General features: G+C 65.8%; 26 protein-coding genes. 17 read left to right on the forward strand and 9 right to left on the reverse strand.

What is annotated here, in order from left to right; genetic code table 11:
* The first annotated feature begins 29 nt into the window (after positions 1-29).
* The 3 genes from ACP153_RS16945 (at position 30) to ACP153_RS16955 (ending at position 2,644) form a co-directional block, all read left to right on the forward strand.
* Positions 30-1,268 (forward strand): class I SAM-dependent RNA methyltransferase, encoded by a 1,239-nt coding sequence (locus ACP153_RS16945; RefSeq protein WP_424972201.1) that lies wholly within the window; start codon positions 30-32, stop codon positions 1,266-1,268.
* 11 nt (positions 1,269-1,279) lie between these two features.
* Positions 1,280-2,068, forward strand: coding sequence for an ion transporter (locus ACP153_RS16950; protein WP_424972202.1), 789 nt, complete (start codon positions 1,280-1,282; stop codon positions 2,066-2,068).
* Positions 2,069-2,143: 75 nt separating this feature from the next.
* Positions 2,144-2,644, forward strand: a complete 501-nt coding sequence (locus tag ACP153_RS16955) for a L,D-transpeptidase family protein (RefSeq protein WP_424972203.1) — start codon at positions 2,144-2,146, stop codon at positions 2,642-2,644.
* Positions 2,645-2,653: 9 nt separating this feature from the next.
* Here the strand turns inward: ACP153_RS16955 and ACP153_RS16960 are convergent, their stop codons facing one another.
* Entirely contained in the window at positions 2,654-3,190 is a 537-nt protein-coding gene (locus ACP153_RS16960) for a CAP domain-containing protein (RefSeq protein WP_424972204.1), read from the reverse strand.
* A 166-nt stretch (positions 3,191-3,356) separates the two neighbouring features.
* On the opposite strand from ACP153_RS16960, the gene ACP153_RS16965 reads away from it, so the two are divergent.
* Positions 3,357-3,959: a L,D-transpeptidase gene (locus tag ACP153_RS16965; RefSeq protein WP_424972205.1), complete on the forward strand. Its 603-nt coding sequence runs from the start codon at positions 3,357-3,359 to the stop codon at positions 3,957-3,959.
* A gap of 376 nt (positions 3,960-4,335) precedes the next feature.
* Entirely contained in the window at positions 4,336-4,512 is a 177-nt protein-coding gene (locus ACP153_RS16970; RefSeq protein WP_424972206.1) for a hypothetical protein, read from the forward strand.
* 79 nt (positions 4,513-4,591) lie between these two features.
* Here the strand turns inward: ACP153_RS16970 and hemH are convergent, their stop codons facing one another.
* Both hemH and ACP153_RS16980 read right to left on the reverse strand, forming a co-directional pair.
* Positions 4,592-5,647 (reverse strand): ferrochelatase, encoded by a 1,056-nt coding sequence (gene hemH / locus ACP153_RS16975; protein ID WP_424972207.1) that lies wholly within the window; start codon positions 5,645-5,647, stop codon positions 4,592-4,594.
* Between the two features lie 25 nt (positions 5,648-5,672).
* Entirely contained in the window at positions 5,673-6,542 is an 870-nt protein-coding gene (locus ACP153_RS16980; RefSeq protein WP_424972208.1) for a methyltransferase domain-containing protein, read from the reverse strand.
* A 30-nt stretch (positions 6,543-6,572) separates the two neighbouring features.
* Between ACP153_RS16980 and ACP153_RS16985 the strand changes: the two genes are divergently transcribed.
* Genes ACP153_RS16985 through bchO form a run of 5 tightly spaced genes read left to right on the forward strand, consistent with a single transcriptional unit; the run spans position 6,573 to position 11,739 of the window.
* Positions 6,573-7,349 carry a double zinc ribbon domain-containing protein gene (locus ACP153_RS16985; protein ID WP_424972209.1) on the forward strand — a complete coding sequence of 259 codons (777 nt, stop codon included), beginning with the start codon at positions 6,573-6,575 and terminating at the stop codon, positions 7,347-7,349.
* A gap of 52 nt (positions 7,350-7,401) precedes the next feature.
* Entirely contained in the window at positions 7,402-8,139 is a 738-nt protein-coding gene (crtA, locus tag ACP153_RS16990; protein WP_424972210.1) for a spheroidene monooxygenase, read from the forward strand.
* Positions 8,136-9,140 (forward strand): magnesium chelatase ATPase subunit I, encoded by a 1,005-nt coding sequence (bchI, locus tag ACP153_RS16995; protein ID WP_424972211.1) that lies wholly within the window; start codon positions 8,136-8,138, stop codon positions 9,138-9,140. Before crtA ends, bchI begins: the two co-directional genes overlap by 4 nt.
* Positions 9,140-10,861 (forward strand): magnesium chelatase subunit D, encoded by a 1,722-nt coding sequence (locus ACP153_RS17000; protein ID WP_424972267.1) that lies wholly within the window; start codon positions 9,140-9,142, stop codon positions 10,859-10,861. Before bchI ends, ACP153_RS17000 begins: the two co-directional genes overlap by 1 nt.
* Positions 10,858-11,739, forward strand: a complete 882-nt coding sequence (gene bchO, locus ACP153_RS17005) for an alpha/beta fold hydrolase BchO (RefSeq protein WP_424972212.1) — start codon at positions 10,858-10,860, stop codon at positions 11,737-11,739. Before ACP153_RS17000 ends, bchO begins: the two co-directional genes overlap by 4 nt.
* Positions 11,740-11,742: 3 nt before the next feature.
* On the opposite strand, the gene ACP153_RS17010 is transcribed toward bchO, so the two are convergent.
* From ACP153_RS17010 to grxC, 3 genes are read right to left on the reverse strand one after another with little or no spacing between them, the layout of a single operon-like run.
* Positions 11,743-12,183, reverse strand: coding sequence for a MarR family winged helix-turn-helix transcriptional regulator (locus tag ACP153_RS17010; RefSeq protein ID WP_424972213.1), 441 nt, complete (start codon positions 12,181-12,183; stop codon positions 11,743-11,745).
* On the reverse strand, positions 12,183-13,013 hold the full coding sequence (locus ACP153_RS17015) for a carbon-nitrogen hydrolase family protein (RefSeq protein WP_424972214.1): 831 nt from the start codon (positions 13,011-13,013) through the stop codon (positions 12,183-12,185). The genes ACP153_RS17010 and ACP153_RS17015 overlap by 1 nt, the downstream gene beginning before the upstream one ends.
* Positions 13,013-13,270 (reverse strand): glutaredoxin 3, encoded by a 258-nt coding sequence (gene grxC, locus ACP153_RS17020; protein ID WP_424972215.1) that lies wholly within the window; start codon positions 13,268-13,270, stop codon positions 13,013-13,015. Before grxC ends, ACP153_RS17015 begins: the two co-directional genes overlap by 1 nt.
* 113 nt (positions 13,271-13,383) lie before the next feature.
* Here grxC and ACP153_RS17025 point away from each other — a divergent pair, with 113 nt between their 5' ends.
* The 4 genes from ACP153_RS17025 (at position 13,384) to ACP153_RS17040 (ending at position 17,061) form a co-directional block, all read left to right on the forward strand.
* Complete coding sequence (locus tag ACP153_RS17025) at positions 13,384-14,961, forward strand: phytoene desaturase (RefSeq protein WP_424972216.1); 1,578 nt, start codon at positions 13,384-13,386, stop codon at positions 14,959-14,961.
* Entirely contained in the window at positions 14,958-16,046 is a 1,089-nt protein-coding gene (gene crtB / locus ACP153_RS17030) for a 15-cis-phytoene synthase (RefSeq protein ID WP_424972217.1), read from the forward strand. Before ACP153_RS17025 ends, crtB begins: the two co-directional genes overlap by 4 nt.
* Before the next feature lie 6 nt (positions 16,047-16,052).
* Complete coding sequence (gene tspO, locus ACP153_RS17035) at positions 16,053-16,538, forward strand: tryptophan-rich sensory protein TspO (protein ID WP_424972218.1); 486 nt, start codon at positions 16,053-16,055, stop codon at positions 16,536-16,538.
* Between the two features lie 70 nt (positions 16,539-16,608).
* Positions 16,609-17,061, forward strand: coding sequence for a MarR family winged helix-turn-helix transcriptional regulator (locus ACP153_RS17040; protein WP_424972219.1), 453 nt, complete (start codon positions 16,609-16,611; stop codon positions 17,059-17,061).
* On the opposite strand, the gene ACP153_RS17045 is transcribed toward ACP153_RS17040, so the two are convergent.
* The gene (locus ACP153_RS17045) at positions 17,058-17,243 is read right to left on the reverse strand and encodes a PLD nuclease N-terminal domain-containing protein (protein WP_424972220.1); all 186 of its coding nucleotides are present in this window, start codon (positions 17,241-17,243) and stop codon (positions 17,058-17,060) included. The two genes, ACP153_RS17040 and ACP153_RS17045, sit on opposite strands and share 4 nt — an antisense overlap.
* A 122-nt stretch (positions 17,244-17,365) precedes the next feature.
* Here ACP153_RS17045 and ACP153_RS17050 point away from each other — a divergent pair, with 122 nt between their 5' ends.
* Positions 17,366-17,980, forward strand: coding sequence for a LysE family translocator (locus ACP153_RS17050; protein WP_424972221.1), 615 nt, complete (start codon positions 17,366-17,368; stop codon positions 17,978-17,980).
* Here the strand turns inward: ACP153_RS17050 and crtC are convergent.
* Positions 17,977-18,849 (reverse strand): carotenoid 1,2-hydratase, encoded by an 873-nt coding sequence (crtC, locus tag ACP153_RS17055; protein WP_424972268.1) that lies wholly within the window; start codon positions 18,847-18,849, stop codon positions 17,977-17,979. The genes ACP153_RS17050 and crtC overlap by 4 nt on opposite strands.
* The gene (gene crtD / locus ACP153_RS17060) at positions 18,816-20,387 is read right to left on the reverse strand and encodes a 1-hydroxycarotenoid 3,4-desaturase CrtD (RefSeq protein ID WP_424972222.1); all 1,572 of its coding nucleotides are present in this window, start codon (positions 20,385-20,387) and stop codon (positions 18,816-18,818) included. The genes crtC and crtD overlap by 34 nt, the downstream gene beginning before the upstream one ends.
* Positions 20,388-20,498: 111 nt before the next feature.
* On the opposite strand from crtD, the gene ACP153_RS17065 reads away from it, so the two are divergent.
* A complete protein-coding gene (locus tag ACP153_RS17065; protein WP_424972223.1) occupies positions 20,499-21,377 on the forward strand; it encodes a polyprenyl synthetase family protein in 879 nt (292 codons plus the stop codon).
* Positions 21,378-21,386: 9 nt separating this feature from the next.
* Entirely contained in the window at positions 21,387-22,511 is a 1,125-nt protein-coding gene (locus ACP153_RS17070; protein ID WP_424972269.1) for a methyltransferase, read from the forward strand.
* Positions 22,512-22,619: the final 108 nt, after the last annotated feature.

Below are 22,619 nucleotides of genomic sequence, written 5' to 3' on the forward strand. Positions count from 1 at the left end.
GACCGGCGCGCGCCCGCTAAAGCCCGGCCATGACCGAGACAGTGACCATTACCCGGCTGGGCCTCCATGGCGACGGCATCGCACCGGGGCCGATCTATGCCGCCCGCACCCTGCCCGGCGAAGAAATCCGGGGTGAGATCACCGGCGACCGGATCTCCGCGCCCAAGATCGTCACCCCCGCGCCGGAGCGGGTGAAGGCCCCCTGCGCCCATTATACGCGCTGCGGCGGATGCGCAGTGCAGCATGCCGCGGATCCGTTTGTGGCCGATTGGAAGACCCAAGTGGTCATCGACGCGCTCGCCGCCCATGGTCTGAGCGCGCCCATGCGGCCGATCCAGACCTCGCCGCCCCGGTCGCGTCGTCGGGCGACTCTGTCCGGACGGCGGTTGAAGAAGGGCACGTTGCTGGGGTTTCACACCCGCGGCAGCGACACGATTGTCGATATCCCCGATTGTCAGGTGCTCGATCCCGCCATCACTGCTGCTTTGCCAGGTCTGGCGGCGTTCCTGCCGGAGCTTGGCTCGCGCAAAGGGGAGTTGTCGTTGGCTCTGACAGTGTCCGAGGCGGGGCTCGATCTGGATATTCGGGGCGGCAAACCTCTGGATGAGGCGCTGCGCCTGCGCCTGACGGCCTTGGCCCAGCGGTTGGATCTGGCGCGGCTCAGTCTGGAAGGCGAGGTGCTTGTCACCCTGCGCGCGCCGGTGCAGAGCTTTGGGCCAGCGGCGGTCACACCCCCGCCCGGCGCTTTCCTGCAGGCCACCCGCGAGGGGGAGGCTGCGCTGCTCGCCGCCGTCACCGAGGCGGTTGGCCCGGCGAAACAGGTGATCGATCTTTTTGCCGGATGCGGAACTTTTGCCTTGCCCTTGGCCCGGCAGGCAGAGGTGCTTGCGGTGGAGGGCGATGCCGAGATGCTCGCCGCGCTCGATGCGGGCTGGCGCAAGGCTCCGGGCCTGTCGCGGGTGCAGGTCGAGACGCGGGATCTCTTCCGCCGACCGCTGCTGCCCGATGAGTTGGCCAAGACCGATGCAGTCGTGATCGACCCTCCCCGCGCGGGGGCTGAGGCCCAGACCCGCTGCCTCGCCGAGGCCCGCGTGCCTCGGATCGCGGCGGTCTCCTGCAACCCGGTGACCTTTGCCCGCGATGCCAAAACGCTCTGCGATGCGGGATATCGCCTTGCCTGGGTGCAGGTGGTGGACCAGTTCCGCTGGTCCCCCCATGTGGAGCTTGCTGCCGCCTTCACTGCACCCCATATCGACCCCGAAGCCTGAGGATATCGCCGATGACTGCCCTGCGCGCCCGCCTTGCCGACTGGATCGAGAACCCTCGGATCCGCTCCTTCATCATCGGGGTGATCGTGCTCAACGCGGTACTTCTGGGGATGGAGACCTCCGAGGGGCTGATGGCGGTTGCAGGGGGCCTGATCACGACGCTCGACAAGATCTGCCTCGGGATCTTCATCGTCGAGCTTGCGGTGAAGCTCTTTGCCCTGGGTCCGCGCTTCTTCCGGTCCGGTTGGAACATCTTCGACTTCCTGATCGTCGGCGTGGCCATCGCCCCGGGTGCGCAGAGCTTCTCGGTCCTCCGGGCGCTGCGGATCCTGAGGGTGCTGCGCGTGATCTCGGTCGCGCCGCGCCTGCGCCGTGTGGTCGAGGGCTTCGTGACCGCGCTGCCGGGCATGGGCTCGGTCTTCCTGCTGATGGCGATCATCTTCTATATCGGCGCCGTGATGGCGACGAAGCTCTTTGCCACAAGCTTCCCGGAGTGGTTCGGGGATCTCGGACGCTCGGCCTATTCCCTGTTCCAGATCATGACGCTGGAGAGCTGGTCCATGGGCATCGTCCGCCCGGTGATGGAGGTCTACCCCTATGCCTGGCTCTTCTTCGTGCCCTTCATCATGGTCACGACTTTCGCGGTGGTGAACCTGCTGGTGGGTCTGATCGTGAACTCCATGCAGGATGCCCATTCCGCCGAGGAGGTTGCCGCGACCGACGCCTATCGGGACGAGGTGATGAACCGGCTCAAGGCCATCGAAGAGGCGCTGGAAAAGCGGTCTCCCCCCAATTCGTGATTGGTCCGGGGCGGCGATTTCTGGCATCCTTTGGGGAATAACAAAAACGTCACCTCTTTCGAGCAGGCTTCAGATATGACCCTTTCCCGCCGCCTTTTGCTGCTGGGCATCGCTGTCGGGTTGTCCGGCTGTGGATCTTCCCGCTTTCGCAGTTACGACGGGCCCGAAGTGACCCGGATCGTTGTCTTCAAGGATGAGTTGCGCATGTATCTGATGCATCGCGACACGGTGCTGCGCGGGTTCGACATCGATCTCGGCTTTGCGCCGGTTGGCCCCAAGCAGGTCGAGGGCGATGGCAAGACGCCCGAGGGGCGCTATCGCATTGATCGGCGCAACCCCAACAGCAGCTTTCACCTGTCCCTCGGGATCTCCTATCCGAACACGGCAGATGTGGCGCGGGCGCGCGCGCTGGGCCAGAGCCCCGGGGGGGATATCTTCATCCATGGGCAGCCGAACCTGACCAGGCCGCGCACCGGAGAGAACTGGACCGCAGGCTGTATCGCCGTGACCAATCGCGAGATGGAAGACATCTATGCCATGGTCAAGAACGATACCCCGATCGACATCTATCCCTGACCGCGCGGCCTAGCTGTCGGGGATCACCTGCGGGCCGCTGCCGCCGAGCACCATCGTCCACCAGAGCTTGCCATTCGGCTCCTGATACCAGGAGAAGCCGAGATCGCGCGCCTCGGGATCCAGGATCATCTCCCGCGTGGCGGGGTCCTCCATCCAGGCGGCGAGGGTTTCCAGTTCGGTCTCGTAGGTCTCGGAAATCAGCTCGGCGCGGAACTGCCCGGGATAGCCGGAGCGCGCCGTGCGTTCGGGCGGCGACGAGCCGTCGGACCCGAAATGCCAGGGCCGGTTCTGCACCGCCATATCCCGCGCATGGGTGGCGGCGGCGGCGTTGAGCTGAGGGTTGAGCGCCAGGGCGCTGCGCCCGCCCGCTTGCCGCAGGACATTCACCGAATCGAGGATCGCGAACTGGATCCGCCCGGTATCCGACGCGCTGATATCATAGACCCGGGGCAGGGGTTGCCCATCCGGGCCCAGCGTGGGCGGCGGTGGCGTACAGGCGGCCAGGATGATCGGCAGGACCAGCCACAGAGCGTGAATTCGGCGCATGTAACCCCCTCGGAAAGCGTGCCTTCTCTCATCCCTAGCGATAATTCGACGGAACGTCCAATCGCTTGCCTGCGCACAATGTGATGACATGCGTGTGAATTGTACGTTAAGACCGACTCGCTTAGGTTGTGCCGAAAACTTCTGAGATCATTGGAGCAGTTCGACCATGTCCAGACGAAACACCCCCGACCTGTCCCGCCGCCGCTTTCTGGCGAGTACCGGCGCGGCCTCGACCTTGCTGGCGAGCCCGGCTCTGGCCCAGATGGCCGGAACGACCGAGATCGAGCAGGAAGTGACCCAATCCGTACGCCGCAATATCTCGGGCTTCCGGGCGCTCGACTGGCGGCCGTACTTCTCGGATACGAAGAACGGTGCGATCCTTGTGGATATCTCCTCGCGGGCCTTGCATTACTGGTCCGAGGACCAGACCGAGTATCGGCTTTACCCGACCTCCGTGCCGCTGTCGGAGGATCTGACCCGCAAGGGCCGCACCCGTGTGACCCAGAAGGTTGAGGGCCCAAGCTGGCGCCCGACCCCGTCGATGAAGAAGCGCAATCCGGAATGGCCCGATTTCGTCGGGCCCGGTCCGGACAATCCGCTGGGGACACACGCGCTCTATCTCAGCTGGACCTATTACCGGATCCACGGCACCCATGACACGCGCAAGATCGGCCGCCGATCGTCGAATGGCTGCATCGGTCTTTTCAATGAAGACATTGCTGAATTGTTCGGCAAAGCGCGGAGCGGGACTCAGGTCCTGTTGATCTGACGCCTTGCCGCTCAAAGCTGATCGAGATCAAGCGGCGCCCTGGGCGCCGTTTTTTATGGGGCGCTTCCGGGTGTACTCAAAGAGGTGCCTTGACGCCAGGTTTTGTGAAGGTCGCCCTATAAAACGCTGAATTCCGGTCACTCCTTGCGAGGTGGTGTCAGGCCCTTTGGGGCCTACCCAGATGACCTCGAGGCAATTGAACGGTGAGTGTTGCAGTTTTGACGACATTTGGGCATCCGCGCGGGCGAAGCTCTGGCGCTGATTGCATTCGGCAGTTTCTCCTGCTTAAAAAATACCACGAGGTACAGTCTAGAACGCTCACCAGCGTCTCTTGGCGTGTCCAAGTCGTAATGTGAGCATCTCTTTGGAGGGAACCATGAAAAAACTCGTTCTCGCAGCCGTCCTGTCTGCAGCAGCTTCCACCGCCTTCGCTGGCTCCATGCAAGAGCCTGTGATGGAAATGCCGGTCATCGTTGAAGAAACCAACTCGTCCGCAGGTGGCATCGTTCTGCCGCTGCTGCTGATCGCAGTTCTGGCCGCAGTCGCGTCCTAATCGCGCCAAGCGACCTGACAAGTTAGAAAAGGCGGCCTCCGCGGGCCGCCTTTTCTTGTGTCTGGAGGTCAGGTGAGGATCAGCCGCGCGGCGCGATCCAACCCGCAAGGTTGTCTTCGACCACCTGGGCGAGCGCCGCGATATGGGCGTCGTCATCATTCAGGCAGGGGATATAGGTGAACTCCTCACCACCCGCTTCTTCGAAGCTTTCCTTGATCTCTTCGTTGATCTCTTCGAGCGTCTCGATGCAATCGGCGGAGAAGGCCGGGGCCACCACGGCGATCTTCTTCTTGCCGCCCTCCGCCAGGCGCGCGACCTCTTCGACCGTATAAGGCTGAAGCCACTCTTCGGGACCAAACCGGCTCTGGAAGGTGGTGACGATCTCGCCATCGGGCCAGCCGAGCCGCTCCTTCAACAGGCGCGATGTCTTCTGGCATTGGCAGTGATAGGGATCCCCCTCCATCAGATAGCGCTTCGGCACCCCGTGATAGGAGGCGACCAGAACGTCCGGACGCTCTTTGATCTCTGCATAGGCGCGCTCCACGGACTGGGCGAGCGCCTCGATATAGAGCGGATGTTCGAAATAGGGCTCCACCGTGCGCACGATGGGCTGCCATTTGATATGCTCCAGCGAGCGGAAGAACTCGTCGCAGGCCGTGGCCGAAGTGGCGCCGGCATATTGCGGGTAAAGCGGGAAGAAGAGGATCTTCTGGCAGCCCTGGGCCTGAAGCTCCTCGACCTTGGACTTGGTCGACGGATTGCCATAGCGCATGCAGAAATCCACCACGACCTGATCGCCAAAGCGCGCCTCCATCTCGTCCTTCATCTTCGCGGTCTGGTCCTTGGTGATCGTCATCAGCGGGCTCTCCCCCGCCTCTTCGTTCCAGATCGATTTATAGGCCGCACCCGAGCTGAAGGGCCGCTTGGTCAGGATCACGAGCTGCAGCAAGGGCTGCCAGATCCACGGGCTGTAATCGATCACGCGCCGATCCGAGAGGAACTCGTTCAGATAGCGCCGCATGGACCAGTAGTCGTAATTGTCCGGCGTTCCGAGATTGGCCAGCAGGATGCCGACCTTGCCGAAATTCACGGGCGGATGGTCACCCGGCAGGTGAGAGGACGTGGTCTTGGACATCATGTTCATCGGTATCGTGCCTTTGTCAGTCGTCGCCTTTATCGGCGGCAGCCGAGTCGGTCATTGGGTTCATATCCCGGTCAAATTCCACCACGCCCAGCGCGTCGGCCAGACGGTGAGAAGCAGATCCAGGGCGCATCGGTTGCGGCTGGCTCTCGGAAGGGGCCCAGCCGGTCAGGAACGCAAACTGGAACGTAGCGCGTATGCGCCCGTTGTCGCCCGGAAATTCCGTCGCATAGAGATCCAGTGCTGCGGCCAGGACATCGCGCCGCAACGGGCGGCGGTCGCGTTGGTCGAGCGCATTGGTCTCACCCATGGCGCGCAGCTCGCGCATCAGGTGCAGCGGAGTGGCGTAATCCACTTGTCGGGGCGAGAGATCCGCGACCGGCAAGGCAAACCCCGCCCGCTGCAGCAGCCCGCCAAGATCCCGCAGATCGCCCATGGGGGCCACACGGGGACTCAGCCCGCCACGCATCCGGCTCTCGGCCTCGGCGAAGGCGATCCGCAGCTCGCGCAAGGTCTCGCCGGCAAAGCTCACGGCCAGCAACAGTCCATCTTCGACCAGTGCGCGGCGTGCCTGCACCAATTGACCCACCGGATCATCGGCCCAATGCAGCGCCATGGCGTGAATCACCAGATCATGGGCGCCGGGCGCGAGATCCAGCACTTCGCTGTCCCCCACGACCACAGCTTCCGGAAAGGCCTTGGCCCAGAATTCCGGAAAGCCGGTCACAATCGCGGGGCTGGTAAAGGTCCTGTTAACCTCGCTCAGTCTTTCCTGAAGCTCAGAGAGGGCTTCGCGATGGAGAAACAGCTCAGGACCGCCGCGGCGACAGGCGCGGGCACGGTGCGCTGCAAGGGCGGCGCGATCGGTCAGGCGGGGTGGGCGATCCATCATATGTCCTCGGTTGAGAGGGCTATTTAAGTGTTTCAGGGACAATTGCAAACCGCGCTGCAAACGCTCTATCCGCCGAGCTGTGTCAGTTGTCGCGCGCCGGTGGCGAGCGATTTCGGCCTTTGCGGCGATTGTCTGCGGCAGACGCCGTTCATCGCGGGCGGGATCTGTGGCACCTGCGGGGTCCCGGTCTCGGGGCTGGCCGAAGATGAAACGGATATCTGCGAGGAGTGTATGACCACGCAACGCCCGTGGAACCGCGGGCGCGCTGCCATGACCTATGAAGATCTCGGTCGGACGCTGGTGCTGCAGCTCAAGCACAGCGATCGGACGGATCTCGCACGTCCCGCCGGGGCCTGGCTGGCGCGGGCGGCCAAGCCTTTGGTGCGGGGAGATACGCTGATCCTGCCGGTGCCCATGCATCGCACGCGGCTCTTGAAGCGCACCTATAATCAGGCCGTTCTGCTCGCCCGGGTCGCCGCCCGACATCTGGAGCGGCAGATGGTGCCTGACCTGTTGGTGCGGACCCGGCGCACGCGGATGCAGGACCATCGCAGCCACGCGGATCGCTTTGCCAATCTCGACGGGGCGATCGGTGTGAACCCGGCCCGGGCGCGGAGCGCGGGGCTCGAGGGTCGCCATGTCCTCCTGATGGATGACGTGCTGACCAGTGGCGCGACCCTGGCCGCTTGTGCGACCGCCTGCTTCGAGGCGGGGGCGGCCGAGGTGGATATCGCCGTGCTGGCCCGCGTGCGGCGGGAGGAGTTCGCGGCCGCTGCCCCACTGGGCTCTGACGAGCTGATGTAAATAAGTCTTTCGGATTTACAGGCAATGTGTCAAACTTAGTTTACACATTGGAGTGAGTCCGATTCAGACCGTCAGTCTCAGCCTCTTTCGCTTCGACAGCGTATTTGACCGCCTATGGGCGCTGACCCAGATGGGGGCGGCCCGGTTCAGCCTGCCGCGCACCCCGGGGATCGGCTTCTGGAAGCTCTGCGGTTCCGGCTCCGGCGAGGGCTTCACCCCGGTTCCCAACACCGCCGTCTACGCGATCCTCGCCACATGGCCGGATCAGGAAACTGCCGAATTCCAGACCCGCGAGGGCGAGGTCTGGTCGCGCTACCGCGCCAAGGCGTCCGAGGACTGGACGGTCTTGCTCGCCACAACCTCCGCCCGGGGCAAATGGTCCGGACAGGCCCCGTTCGAAGTGGACACACCGAGCTCCCCGGGCCCCCTCGCGGCCCTGACACGCGCGACCGTGAAACCCTCACGCGCCCTGCAATTCTGGAAACATGAACCAGCCATCAGCGACATGATCGGGCGCGATCCGAATGTCCTTTTTAAGATCGGGATCGGCGAGGTCCCCCTAATGCAGCAGGTCACCTTTTCCATTTGGCCCGACACACAGAGCATGGCCGACTTCGCCCGTCGCGGCGGACCCCATGCAGAAGCGATCCGGGCCGTCCGCGAGGGCGGGCTCTTTGCCGAAGAGCTCTACGCCCGGTTTTCCGTTCTCGGCGATCACGGCACGTGGGAGGGGCGGCGCCCGCTCTCTCCGGTGACCATGACCCGATCCGACATGAAAGAGACCGCATGACACACCCGTTCCCCTTCTCCGCCATCGTCGGCCAGTCCGAAATGAAGCAGGCCATGATCCTCACGGCGATCGATCCGAGCATCGGCGGCGTGCTGGTCTTTGGCGACAGAGGGACCGGGAAATCGACCTCCGTCCGGGCGCTTGCCGCGCTCTTGCCCGAGATCGAGGTGGTCGAGGGTTGCCCCTGTAACTCCGCAACCCGCGACGCGGTGCCGGATTGGGCCGAGGGCGTGGGCGAGGCCATGGTTTCGAAGCCGACGCCGGTGATCGATTTGCCGCTGGGCGCCACCGAAGATCGTGTCGTTGGCGCGCTCGACATCGAGCGGGCGCTGACCCGTGGGGAGAAAGCCTTTGAGCCTGGCCTGCTGGCGCGGGCCAATCGTGGCTACCTCTATATCGATGAGGTGAACCTGCTCGAGGATCATATCGTCGACCTTCTGCTCGACGTGGCGGTCTCGGGCGAGAACGTGATCGAGCGCGAGGGCCTGTCGATCCGGCACCCCGCGCGCTTCGTTCTGGTGGGCTCCGGCAACCCGGAGGAAGGCGAGCTGCGCCCGCAATTGCTCGACCGGTTCGGGCTGAGCGTCGAGGTAAGCTCCCCGACCGAGATCGATGACCGGATCGAGGTGATCCGCCGCCGCGATGCCTATGAAATGGATTACGACGCCTTCATGGACCATTGGCAGGGCGAGGATGCCAATCTGCGTGCCCGTATTCTCGCCGCGCGGGAAGGGTTGCGCGCCGTCGCAACGCCGGAAGCGACCTTGCGCGACTGCGCCGAGCTCTGCGTCGCGCTGGGTGCGGATGGGCTGCGAGGCGAGCTGACCCTGCTCAAGGCCGCCCGCGCGGTGGCCGCCTATGCGGGCGCGACCGAGGTTTCTCGCGAGCACCTGCGCACCATCGCGGCCTCGGCCCTGCGCCACCGACTACGGCGCGACCCGCTGGATGAGGCGGGCTCGACCACCCGTGTGAGCCGCGTGGTCGACAGCGTCCTCGCGTGATCCAGACCCCCCATACGGACCCGGTGGAGCGCTGGGCGCAGGCGGCCATGGCGGTCGCCTTGCTGGCGATTGACCCCGAGGGTCTGGGCGGGCTCTGGCTGCGCGCGCGCTCCGGTCCCGTGCGGGATCGGCTGATTGCACCTTTGCGAGACCTGCTTGCCGCCCCGCGCCGCTTGCCGCCGGGGATCGGGGATGCGCAGCTCTTTGGCGGTGTCGATCTGGCCGCGACGCTCTCTGCCGGGCATCTGGTGCAGGCGCCCGGACTGCTGGGCTCCGGCCCGGTGGCCCTGATCGCGCCCATGGCGGAACGGATGACACCGGGTCTTGCGGCCCGGCTGGCTCAGGTCCTCGACGCGGATCAGGGCCATGCGCTGATCGCCATTGACGAAGGGGCCGAGCCGGAGGAGCGTTTGGCGCAATGCTTGGCGGACCGTCTCGGTCTCCATCTCGATCTGGAGGGGTTGGCGCAAGGGGATTGCCCGGAGCCGGCCTATAACCCCGATGACATCGCGGCGGCCCGGACCCGTCTTGCGCAGGTTGCCCTGCCGGATACGGCCATCACCGCCCTGACCGTCGCCGCCGCAAAGCTCGGGATCGACAGCCTGCGCGCGCCGCTATTGGCGCTGCGGGCCGCGCGGGCCTCTGCCGCCCTGGACGGTCGGCACACCGTGTCAGAGGATGATCTGATCACCGCGACCGAGATGGTTCTGGCCCCGCGCGCCACCCGTTTTCCGGAAGAGGAGATCGAGGAGGCCGATCCTCCCGAGACCCCGCCGGACAGCCCCCCTCCCGAGAGTGACGCCGCCCCTGATGAGGAGCAGGAGAGTGCGGACACGCCCCAGCGCTTGCCGGAAGAGATCCTTCTGGAGGCCGCGAAAGCGGTCCTCCCGCCGGATCTGTTGGCGCGAATTGCGGCGGCCAAGGCCCCGCGCGCGGCCAAGTCCAGAGGAGGCGCTGGGGCCGCCAAGAAAGGCAATCGGCGCGGGCGACCCCTGCCGTCCCGGCCCGGACGGCTCGATGGGCAGGCGCGGATCGATCTGGTGGCGACCCTGCGCGCGGCAGCACCGTGGCAGACCATCCGGCGGAAACTGACCCCGGATGCGCCGCAAAAGGTGCTGGTCCGGTCCGAGGATATCCGCCTGCGCCGGTTCGAAGAGAAATCCGATCGCCTGCTGATCTTTGCGGTCGATGCCTCGGGCTCAGCAGCGCTCGCACGGTTGGCCGAAGCCAAGGGCGCGGTGGAGTTGATGCTGGCCGAGGCCTATGCCCGCCGGGACCATGTGGCGCTGATCGCCTTTCGCGGCACGGGGGCGGAGCTCTTGCTGCCGCCGACCCGGTCCCTGGTGCAGACCAAACGCCGTCTCGCTGCGCTTCCGGGCGGGGGCGGCACGCCGCTGGCCGCCGGACTGCGCGCTTCGCTCGATCTGGCGGAGCTCAGCAAGGGCCGCGGGCTCAGCCCGACCATCGCTCTTCTGACCGATGGCCGCGCGAATATCGCGCTCGATGGCACGCCGGATCGGCCGACCGCCGCCGAGGATGCCCGCGCCATGGCCCGGGCTCTGCGTGGGCAGGAAACGCCCTCGGTCGTGATCGACATGGGCAAACGCCCCCAGCCGCAATTGCGCGAGCTTGCGGGGGATCTCGCCGCGCCCTACATCCCCATGCCTCGCGCCGACAGCCAGCGGCTGTCCAGTGCCGTGACTGCCGCGCTGGAGACATGAACTGGGATCTGGAGAAGCGCCACTGGCCCCATGCGGAGGCCAGTCGGTTCCTGCGGGTGAGCCCCCACCAATGGCATGTGCAGGTGATGGGGCAGGGGCCGACGCTCCTGCTGCTCCACGGCGCTGGGGCGTCGCTCCATAGCTTTGCGGATCTCATGACGGCACTTGTGCCCCGTTACCGGGTGGTGGCGGTGGATCTGCCGGGCCATGGCTTCACCACCAAAGGCGGCAGTCAGCGCGCCGGGCTTGCGGCCGTGTCCACTGATCTTGCGGCCCTGCTGCGGCGCGAGGATCTGCTGCCGCAAGCCATCATCGGCCATTCGGCTGGGGCGGCGGTTGGCCTCGACCTGATCGACAAGCTGCCGGAGCCGCCGCGCGCCTTCATCTCCCTGAACGGGGCCTTTGCCGAGTTTGACGGGGTCGCGGGCTGGCTCTTTCCCATGCTCGCGAAACTGCTCGCGCTGAACCCCTTCACCTCCCTTGTTTTTGCCAACACGACCACGCCGCGCAGTGTGGCGCAGTTGATCACGGCAACCGGGTCCGAGCTGAGCGAGCGGCAGTTGAACCTTTACTATCGGCTGGTGCGGGATCGGGCCCATGTGTCGGGTGCGCTGGCGATGATGTCCCAATGGGATCTGCGCCCGCTGGGCAAGAAGATGCCCGGGATCCAGACGCCTGCGCTTCTGCTGACCGGCGCGCGGGACAAGGCGGTGGCCCCGGCGGTTTCCGAGGATGCGGCGCGCAAGCTGCCCCGGGCCGAGACGCGGAGCCTGCCGCATCTGGGGCATCTGATGCATGAAGAACGCCCGGATCTGATCGCGGCGGAGATCACCGGCTTCCTGGACGCGGTGGACGCGCCGCAGGCGCAGCGGGCCTGAGCCTCAGTCCTGTTCCAGCCGAATGCGCAGCTCACGCAGGATCGGCAGGACCGCCCGCACTTTTTCCGAGCCGAGGGTCGAGGTCATCTCTGCGATGATCGGCGTGATCACCTGCAGGGCCTGATCCCGTGCGGCACGGCCCGCGGGGCTGACGGCGACCAGCTTGCGCCGGGCGTCATCCCAATCGGGACGGATATGCACATGGCCTGCGGTCTCGAGCTTGCCCAGCGTGTTGGTCATGGCACCCTTGGTGACGTGAAAACTGCGCGCAAGCTGCGCGGGCGTCTTCTCGGCCCCGGTATTGGCGAGATGGTTGAGCACGGAAAAATGGCTCAATTCCATACCCTTGGGCAGAGCTTTGCTCAGTCGGGCGCGGGCGAGCTGATCCGTGGTGATCAGCTCGGACAGAAGGGAAATCGCAAGGGCGTCGTCAACGGTACTCATTACGGCGCAGCATACGGCGCATCCGCGGTGAGGGAAGGAATTTTTCGCCGCGCTGCGGCAACTTCTGTCAGATCCAGATCGACACAGGTCACCCCGGGTGCTGTGCCCGCATCCGCGAGGACCCGACCCCAGGGATCAATGGCGAGGCTATGGCCATAGGTCCGGCGCGGTCCGTTTGGCTCGGTCGGGTGGATCCCGGTCTGCGCTGGGGCCAGCACGAAGGCGCCGCATTCGATGGCCCGCGCGCGCAGGAGCGGATGCCAATGGGCCTCGCCTGTGACCTGGGTGAAGGCCGCGGGTAGGGTCAGGATCTCGGCCCCGGCGCGCGCCAATTCGCGGAAAAGATGCGGGAAGCGCAGGTCATAGCAGACCGCCATTCCGATCCGACCAAAGGGCGTTTCGGCCACCACAGCCTGAGTGCCCGGGCGATAGCCGTCGCTTTCGCGATAGGTCTCCGCCTCGGAGACGGTCACGTCGAACATATGGATCTTGTCATAGCGCGCGACGATCTCGCCCTGCGCGTTGATCAGGATCGAACGGTTGGCAAAGCGCCCATCCGGGTCGTCGGTCAGAAGGCCGAGGGAGCCGAGCAGAAACCAGACCCCCTCCTTGGCGGCAAACTCGCGCATTTCGGCGAGCATGGGGTCCTCGGCCTCGGGCCGAAGGACCGCGCGCTGGTGGCTCTTGCTGTTGGAGATGCAATTGCTCACCTCCGGCGAGAGCAGCAGATCTGCGCCCTCCGCCACCGCTTGCCGGGCGAGGCCCGCCAGTTGGAGGATGTTGGCCGCCGGATCATCAACCGACGTCATCTGCAACAGCGCGGCGCGCATCAGCCTGCCAGCAACGGGTCGAGCTTGCCTGCCCGTTCCAGCGCGTAGAGGTCATCGCAGCCACCCACATGGGTCTCGCCGATGAAGATCTGCGGCACGCTTGTCCGGCCACCGGCGCGCTGGATCATCTCGGGCTTGCGGGCGGGGGCGGCGAGGACGTCGACCTCGGCGAAGCTCACGCCCTTCTGGGACAGCAGGCGCTTGGCCGCATGGCAGAAGCCGCACAGGGGCGAGGTATAGATTTCAACGGGTTGCATGGGGGTCTCCGGAATAGGTTCCCTCTCATATAGGCGGGGAGTGCAGGACAGAAAAGATCCCTCCGGTTGACACGGATGTTGTCAATTAAACTGGACAACTATATCGTCAAACCATGATGACACGAGTCGATCCGATCTCCGCCGCCGAAGCCATCTCGGGCCCCCGCAAACGCGCCATTGTCATAGGCGCCGGATTGGGCGGGCTCGCCGCGGCCATGCGGCTCGGGGCCAAGGGCTATGCGGTGACGGTCTTTGACCGGCTCGATATGCCCGGCGGGCGCGGCTCTTCCATCAGTCAGGACGGGCATCGCTTCGATCTCGGTCCGACCATCATCACCGTGCCGCAGGTCTATGAGGATCTTTGGAAGGCTTGCGGGCGGGACTTCCACCAGGATGTCGAGCTCAAGCCCATGGATCCCTTCTATGAGATCCGCTGGCCCGATGGCTCCAGCCTCAAGGCGCGCCAATCCACCGAGGCGATGGAGGCCGAGATCCAGCGCCTCGCGCCGGGGGATCTGAAAGGGTATCACAAGTTCCTCAAGGACGCTCATCGCCGCTATGTGGTCGGGTTCGAGGGGATGGTGGCCAAGCCCATGCACCGGGCCTGGGAGACGATCAAGGTTCTGCCGACCTTCGCCATGCTGCGCGCGGATCAGTCGATCCTCGGCCTCGCCAAGCGCCGGGTGAAGGACAAGCGGCTGCAGATGGCGCTGTCGTTCCATCCACTCTTCATCGGTGGCGATCCGATGAATGTCACTTCCATGTATGCGCTGGTCAGCCACCTGGAGAAGGAATACGGCGTCCATTACGCCATGGGCGGGGTACAGGCGATTGCCCAGGCCATGGCGAATGTGGTGGCCGAGCAAGGCGGCTGGCTGCGGCTCGGAGAGACCGTGGATGAGATTCTCGTCACCGATGGCAAGGTGCGCGGCATCCGCCTCGACAGTGGCGAGGTCGCCCATGCGGATGTGGTCGTCTCCAATGCGGATGCGGGCCATACCTATGACCACCTGATGCGGAGCGCGCCCAAGAAGCGCTGGACCCCGGCCAAGCTGAAATCGCGGCGGTGGTCCATGGGCCTCTTCGTTTGGTATTTCGGCACCAAGGGGACGGCGAGCGAGTGGCCCGATGTGGGGCATCACACGATCCTGAGCGGCCCGCGCTATGAGGGTCTCTTGCGGGACATCTTCATCAATGGGCGGCTCGCGGATGACATGAGCCTTTACCTGCATCGCCCGTCGCTCACGGACCCAAGCGTGGCGCCCAAGGGGGATGACACCTTCTATGTCCTCTCGCCCGTGCCACATCTGGGCCATGACAACCCCGTGGATTGGGAGGCCGAGGCTCCCCGCTACAAGGCCAAGGTTCTGGCCGAGCTGGAAAGGACCATGCCCGGGATCTCGCGCCGGATCACCACCGAGGTGGTCTTCACGCCCGAGACGTTCCGCGATCGCTATCTCTCGCCCAACGGTTCTGGTTTTTCGATCGAGCCGCGTATCCTGCAATCGGCCTGGTTCCGGCCCCATAACGTCTCGGAAGAGGCGGAGGGGCTGTTTCTCGCCGGCGCCGGCACCCATCCGGGCGCGGGTGTGCCCGGGGTGATCAGCTCGGCCGAAGTTCTGGCCAAGATGGTGCCCATGGCGCCGCCCATGCCGGTGGAAGCCGCGCCGTTCAAGCAGGCTGCGGAATGAGCCTCGACGCGACGCCCGCCGATCTGGATCTGCCGCAGCGCTACAGCCCGGCGGATCTGGAGCATTGCAAGGAGGCGATCCGCCATGGATCCCTGTCCTTCCATGCGGCCTCGCGGCTCCTGCCCACCAAGGTTCGGGACCCGGCGCTGGCGCTCTATGCCTTCTGCCGTCTCGCCGATGATGCGGTGGATGATCACAAGGAAAAGCCCGCAGCGGTACTGGATCTGAAGGACCGTCTGGATCTCGCCTATCGCGGGACACCGCGAAATGCCTGCGCGGACCGGGCCTTTGCCGCGATGATCGAGGCCCATGACATGCCCCGCACCCTGCCCGAGGCCCTGATCGAGGGCTTCGCCTGGGACGCGATGGAGCGTCAGTACGACACCCTCTCGGATGTCCGCGCCTATTCCGCCCGGGTTGCGGCAGCGGTGGGCGCGATGATGACCGTGCTCATGGGCGTGCGCGACGCGGATGCGCTGGCGCGGGCTTGCGATCTGGGCGTGGCGATGCAGCTGACGAATATCTGCCGCGATGTGGGGGAGGATGCCGCCGAGGGCCGTCTCTATCTGCCCCGCGCGATGATGGCCGAGGAGGGGCTCGATCCGGAGGCCTTTCTCGCCAACCCGACCACATCCGAGGCGCTGACCACGGTCACGCGTCGTCTGCTGGCCGAGGCGCGGCGTCTCTATGACCGTTCCGAGGCCGGGGTTGCGGCTCTGCCGCTGGGGTCCCGTCCGGGGATCTTTGCCGCGCGCCATATCTATGCCGGGATCGGGACCGAGGTGGCGCGGGCGAACTATGACAATATCAATCGGCGGGCCCATACCTCCAAGACGCAGAAACTGGGTTGGCTCTCGCTTGCTGTGCTGCGCAGCGGTGTGACCATGGTCATGCCGCGCTCGGCGGTCCTCCATGCCACACCCCTGCCGGAAACCGCGTTTCTGGTCGAGGCCGGGGCGCGCAGCGCGGATCGCTCCGCCTGGGGTGAGGGACGGTCGGGCAGTCTGCTGGGCCTCTTCGCGCAGTTGGAGGCACGGGATCGCGCCATGCGCGGGCTAGAACCGGCGGGCAGCCGATCTAGTTAACCCTTCATGGGATTTGATTGGCTTCTCTTCACCGTGTTTCTCGGCGCCTGCGCGGCGGCGGCGACAACCGGCTCGATGTTTCCGCCGGGCCGCTGGTACGAGGCCCTGCGCAAACCCGCCTGGAACCCGCCGAACTGGGTGTTCCCCGTGGTCTGGTCGCTGCTCTACCTGCTGATCGCCGGGGCCGCCGCCCGGGTCGCCCCCCTGGAAGGGAGCGCGATGGCCATGGCTTTCTGGGCATTCCAGATCGCGCTCAACACGCTCTGGACCCCGATCTTTTTCGGGTTGCAGCGGATCAAGGCGGGGATGGTGGTCATTGTCTTCCTGTGGATCGCGGTTTTCGGCGCCATGGTCACGGCCTGGCAGCTTGACCCCATCGCGGGCGCGATGCTGGCGCCCTATCTTCTCTGGGTGACAATCGCGGCCTCGCTGAACGGTGCCGTTTGGCGACTGAACCCCGAGGCTGCCTCCGCGCGCCCGGTGGAGAGCTGAGGCCGGTTTTCTCGCCCTTGATTGCCGTATAGGCTTCGCTTACGCCGCAATAGTTTACATGAAAACCGATATGAGCGATCCCGATCCCTACCGCGTGCCGAGGTCCCTCGGCCGTGCGCTGAACTTCGCTGCGGGGGCGGGGAATGCTGTCTGCACCCAGCTTCTGGCGCCCCATGATCTGAGCCTCGCGCAATGGGCGGTGCTGAATTGCCTGTGGCTGAACGGGCCCTTGGGGGTGAAGGCGCTGGCGGAACTGACCGGAAATGCGCCGCCCGCGACCTCGCGTTTGGTGGATCGTATGATCACAGGCGGGCTCCTGACCCGGACACAGAGCACCGAGGATCGCCGGGCTGTCACCGTGGATGTCACTGCGCGGGGCGCGGCGCTGCGCGAGACCCATGAGATCTACAAGGAGGTCAACGCGGTCCTTCTGGACGGGTTTTCTGAGGCGGAGACCGAGGCGCTTTTTGCGCAGCTTGCGCGGATCGAGGCCAATGCCACAGCCTGGCGGGACAAGTCCTAGCGCCGCGCGCGCGGCCCGAAGAAGAGCCAGATGATGAAGCCCAGAAGCGGCAGGATCAGCACGAAGAGGCACCAGATCACCTTGGCGCCGGTGCTGGAATTGGACCCGACGATCGATACGATGGCCCAGATCGACAAGACCAGCATGATGAACCCGCCAAGGCCTGCTATTTCGATGCCCATCGCCCTGTCTCCTTCGCGTTTCAATCCCGGTTGACCCGGGTGTAGCGGATCGCACGGGCCGGGCCAACGGGCACGCTTGCCATGGGCGCCAAACTCCGCCTAGATCGCTGCAGGAGGCCCCCATGATCGACTGGCTCATCTTCATTCCTGCCTGTTTTGCCCTGAATTTGGCCTTTGGGCCGAACAACCTGCTGGCGATGACCCATGGGGCGCAGGGTGGGGTGCTCTTTGCCGGGCGCGCGGCTCTGGGGCGGCTTCTGGTCTTTGTCCCGATGATCGCGGCGAGCGCCATGGGGCTGGGCCTCTTGCTGACGGCCTCGGCGGCGGTGTTTCAGGCGGTGAAGCTCATTGGTGCGGCCTATCTGATCTGGATCGGTTGGCGGATCTGGCGCGGGGCCGGGCGGGTCCGGCTCGACCCAGAGACGGCGCGCGCCACACCCGCAGGGGCCTTCCGCGCCGAGGCGCTGGTCGCGCTCAGCAATCCCAAGGCGATCCTGATTTTCGCAGCCTTCTTCCCGCAATTCGTGGCAACCGAGGCCTATTGGCAGAGCTACGCCCTGCTGGGCGGTTGCTTCCTCCTGCTCGAGGTCGTGGCGATTACCGCCTACGCACTTGCCGGACGCTCGGCGGCACGGGTCGCAGGGCCGCGTCTGACATGGATGCAGCGCGGCTCGGGTGCGATGATGATGGTGTTCGGAGCGCTCCTGCTGGTCAGCCCTGCGCCGAGCCAGCGCTAGTCGCCGAAGTTCCAGCCCGGGCGGCGGGGGACCCGGACCGCGAGCATCGGCATGAGCCAAGGTCCCCGGAACCGGTCCAGATCCAGCGCTTCGAACACGCCCGAGACCCGCTCGCCATGCAAGGTCGTTTCCACCCCGCAGCGGTTGTAGAAGGGCGCGTCCAGCATCGCCTTGACCTGCCGCGGCGTGGTGCCGGGATCGGCCCGCGTCTCGCGCTTGACCAGCCAGTTCGAGCGGCGGAACCGCGTCTTGGGCGGGGCGTCCATCACCGAGACACCGCCGGTGCGGTCAAAGCTCAGCGCGACCTCCAGATCCGTGCCATCGCGCCGGGCCACATCATAGAAGGACGCCGTGCCTGCCTTGGTCGGATACCGCCCCCAGGTCCAATAGCCGAAATCGGCCTCCAGGGCGCGGGTCCCGAAGTTCGCATCGAAGTAGCCATGCCCGCGCCATTGCCAGCCGGACCGGCCCAGATCGACCTCGATCTCCGCTGTGGGGGCAAAGGGGCGCCAGATATGCGCGCCATCCGCCGTCAGCGGCACCTCGACCCCGGTGACAGCGGCGGGATGGATCTTCACCGTGCCCTGCACGCGCTGGCAATGGGGGGTGGAGACCTCGTTGATATCCACCGTGAGGGTCGTGCCATCCCAGCTGAGCCCGCTGGGCCCGACTGTGAAACTGTCCTCGGTCTGGCGCAGGGCGTCGCGACCCCGGTCGGTCATGGTCCAGCGTCCGCCACGGCCATAGGTCGCCACGTTGATGCAGACGTTGTTGTCTGGCGAGCGCCGCCCGGACCAGCGATACCAGGGCGAGAAAACCGACCCTATGAACGCGATTATGGAGATCGCGCGGGTGCCGCAGGCGCTGATGCCGTCGATATACCACCAGGCGTAGCCATCCGCCGGGACGTCGATGTTGAAGTTCGGTCCTGCAGAATCGCCTCTGCCGCGTGCCGCCCGGAAAGGGTCGCCATCGGGATCCCCGCCCCCGGATGCGCGCCGCCCCCCGCCAGGTAGAGGCCCGGCAGCTTGGTCCGCGCCTGCGGGCGCTGGAATGCCGCCATCAACCCGTGCGGGCTCCGTCCGTAGAGGGATCCGGCCGACCCGGGAAACAGGCGCGCGAAGTCCCGTGGCATCGTCAGGGCGCTGCGCCCGGGCCGCTCCGAGAAATTGAGCCCCATGGCCGCGAACCGGTTGAACACTTGCGTCTGACATTTGCGGAACTCCTCCTCGTCCGTCTCCGCGCCGGCCTCGTTCAGGACCGGCGGGCCGTTCATGATGACCTCGAACCGCTCGGGGCCCTTGGGCGTGAGCCCGGCCCCGCGATCCTCGGCGCAGATGTAGAGCGTGGCGTCCGGGGGCATCTGCCCTGCGGCCAGCGCGTCAAACTCGACCTGCGGATCATCGGCAAAAAACACGTTGTGATGGACCAGATCGCGCCCCGAGGGTGTGGCGGCAAAGGACCAGACATAGGCCGAGAGCGAGCGGTCCCGCACCCCGGGCGCAGGCACCGCCGGGCGCGGCGCGGGGCCAAGGAGACCCAGATGCAGCGCGCGCGGATCGCCGTTGAAGACCACCGTATCCGCTTGGAGGCGCGTCCCATCGGCCAGATGCACCCCTGCGACCCGTCCCGATTGCGTCTCGATCCGGGCAACGGGGCTGTCATAGCGCAAGGTCGCGCCTTTCTGCGCGGCGAGCCCCGCCAGGGCCTGGGCCAGCGCGTGCATGCCCCCCTCGACCCGCCAGACCCCCTGCGCCTCGGCCTGCCAGATCAGCGCGAGCACGGCGGGGGCGGCATAGGGCGAGCCGCCCACATAGGTGGCGTAGCGGCCAAAGAGCTGCTGCAGACGCGGGTCGCGGAACCGTTTTGACAGGCTCTTGGCCAGTGTCGTCAGAGGCCCCATGGCCGGGATCAGCGCGGGCTGGGTCAGCACATGGCGGGTGAGCCCTGCCAGATCCGGGCTCGGCTCCTGCATCATGGGCTGATCGAAGGCGGCAAAGAGCTTGGCGGCCTGAGCACTGAACGCGGCGAAGGCCTTGGCCTCTTTCGGACCGGCGAAATCACGGACGGCCTCCTCGGAAGCCGCGGCGTCGGAGAACAGATCCAGCGTGCTGCCATCGGACCACCAATGGCGCGCCAGCACGGTCTCGCGATGGAGCGTCACGTGGTCCGAGAGCTCTGCATCGACATCCTCGAAGAGCGCCTCGAAGATCGGGCGGAGGGTCATCACCGTCGGCCCCGCATCCACCGGACCCGCCGCGCTGGGAAGGGTGCGCATCTTGCCGCCCGGACCCGATTGCGCCTCGAGCAGGGTGACATCGCAGCCCGCATGGGCCAGCCGGATGGCCGAGGCCAGCCCGCCCATACCCGCGCCGATCACAATCACCTTGTCCGATATGCTATACATAAGAGGTCCATTGAATTCCTGACCTTGATTGTTGACAGGTCGCCGCAAACTGTCCAGTGTAATTTACAGTCTTGTGTCATTTGCAAGTGACATTCTGCCCTGGAGCCGACCATGACCCCAAATTCGCGCATTGAAGCTGCCCTCGATGTGGCCCTCATCCGCAGCCGCGCGGGCTCCTGTCCGCCGAAGCTGGCTACGGCGCTCGAATATGCGGTCAAACCCGGGGGCGCGCGGATCCGTCCGACGATCTGCCTCAATGTGGCCATGGCCTGTGGCGACGATGCGCCGGGGCTCACGGATGCGGCCTGCACGGCGATCGAGCTGATCCATTGCGGCAGCCTTGTGCATGACGACCTGCCAGCCTTTGACGACGCCGATATCCGCCGGGGCAAGCCGACAATTCACCGGGCGTTTTCCGAGCCTTTGGCGGTGCTGACCGGGGATACCCTGATCATCATGGCCTTTGAGGAGATTGGCGTCGCGGCCATGCAGGACGCAGCCCGTGGCGGACAACTGATCCGCGAGCTCGCGCGGTTCTCCGGCATGCCCCATGGCATTTGCGCGGGCCAGGCCTGGGAGAGTGAGCCGGTGGTGGACCTGTCGGCCTATCACCGGGCCAAAACCGGGGCGCTGTTTACGGCCGCCACCCGCATGGGCGCGGCGGCTGCGGGCGAGGATCCCGAGGCCTGGACCGAGCTGGGTGCCCGGATCGGCGAGGCCTTCCAGGTGGCCGATGATCTGCGTGACGCGCTCTATGACGAAGAAACTCTCGGCAAGCCTGCGGGGCAGGACGCGATCCATGCGCGTCCGAACGCGGTGACCGAACTGGGCGTTCAGGGGGCGATTCGCCGTCTCGACGACATTCTGTCCGGGGCGATCTCATCGATCCCGTCCTGCCCGGGCGAGGCCGCCCTCTGCGAGATGGTGCGCAAAACCGCCGAGCGTCTGACCCCGGTCATTCCGAACATCGCCAGCGCACGCACGGCCTGACCCATGACCATGTCCTCCGGCAGCTATAGCCGGTTCTCTTTCCTGCCGGACAAGAACGCCTTTTATCGCTGGTGGGTGAACCTCGCCGGATCCCCGGCCTTTCAATCCTGGGCCAGCGCGATGCCCGGCACGCGCCGCCTGGCGCGGAAGGATGGCGAAGCGCTTTTCGATCTGGTGTCGGGCTTTGTTTACAGCCAGGTCCTGCATGCCTTTGTCAGTCTCGACATGCCGGCCCTTCTGGCCAAAGAGCCCTTGCCTGCCTGGCGGCTCGCTGCGCGCACGCGGCTCGAGCCCCGGCAGATGGAGGCGCTGTGTCAGGCCGCCACTGCGCTCAAGCTGCTGAAACGGCGCAAGGACGGCGACTATCAGCTGGGCCGCCTGGGCGCGGCGCTGCCCGGGGTGCCGGGACTTTCCGAGATGATTCGACACCATGACGTGCTCTACCGCGACCTCGCGGATCCGCTGGCCTTCCTGAAGGGCGGGACCGAGACCGAGCTCGCGCGATTCTGGCCCTATGTCTTTGGTCAGAGCGGCACCAATGATCCGGAGATCGCCGAGCGGTATTCCAAGCTCATGGCCGACAGTCAGGGGCTGGTGGCCGAAGAGACTTTGCGGACCATCCGCCTCGATGGCGCCCACCGGCTGATGGATGTGGGCGGTGGTACGGGTGCGTTCCTGCGCGCGGTGCGGGCCGAGTATCCGGAGCTGCGCTTGCGCCTCTTTGATTTGCCCGCTGTCGTGGCGGGTGCGGAGCTGCCGGAGGGCGCGGATATGCGCGGTGGGTCTTTCCGCGATGACCCGGCGCTGCCGGGCGGGGCGGATGTGATCTCCCTCGTGCGGGTCCTCTATGACCATGCCGATTCGACGGTCGCGAGCCTTTTGGGAAAAGTGCATAGCGCGCTGCCCCCGGGCGGGCGGGTGATCGTGTCCGAACCCATGGCGGGCGGGGCCGATCCCACCCGGGTGGGGGATGCCTATTTCGCCTTTTACACCATGGCCATGCAGACCGGGAAAGCCCGCTCGGCCGAGGAAATCAAGGCGCACCTCGCCCAGGCGGGGTTCCAGCAGGTGCAATCTCACAAGACGTATCGGCCCTTTGTGACCGGTGTCGTGACCGCGACCAAAGCGGCGTAAGGCGCACCGCATACACCCGTATTCCGAGTGTCTAATTTAGTTGACATATAAAGCTGTAAGCGTAATCTTACACTCAGCTACGAACTGCGACATTGAGTCCACTCACGC

It is taken from the genome of Dinoroseobacter sp. S76, from assembly GCF_049801095.1.
Classification (GTDB): domain Bacteria; phylum Pseudomonadota; class Alphaproteobacteria; order Rhodobacterales; family Rhodobacteraceae; genus Dinoroseobacter.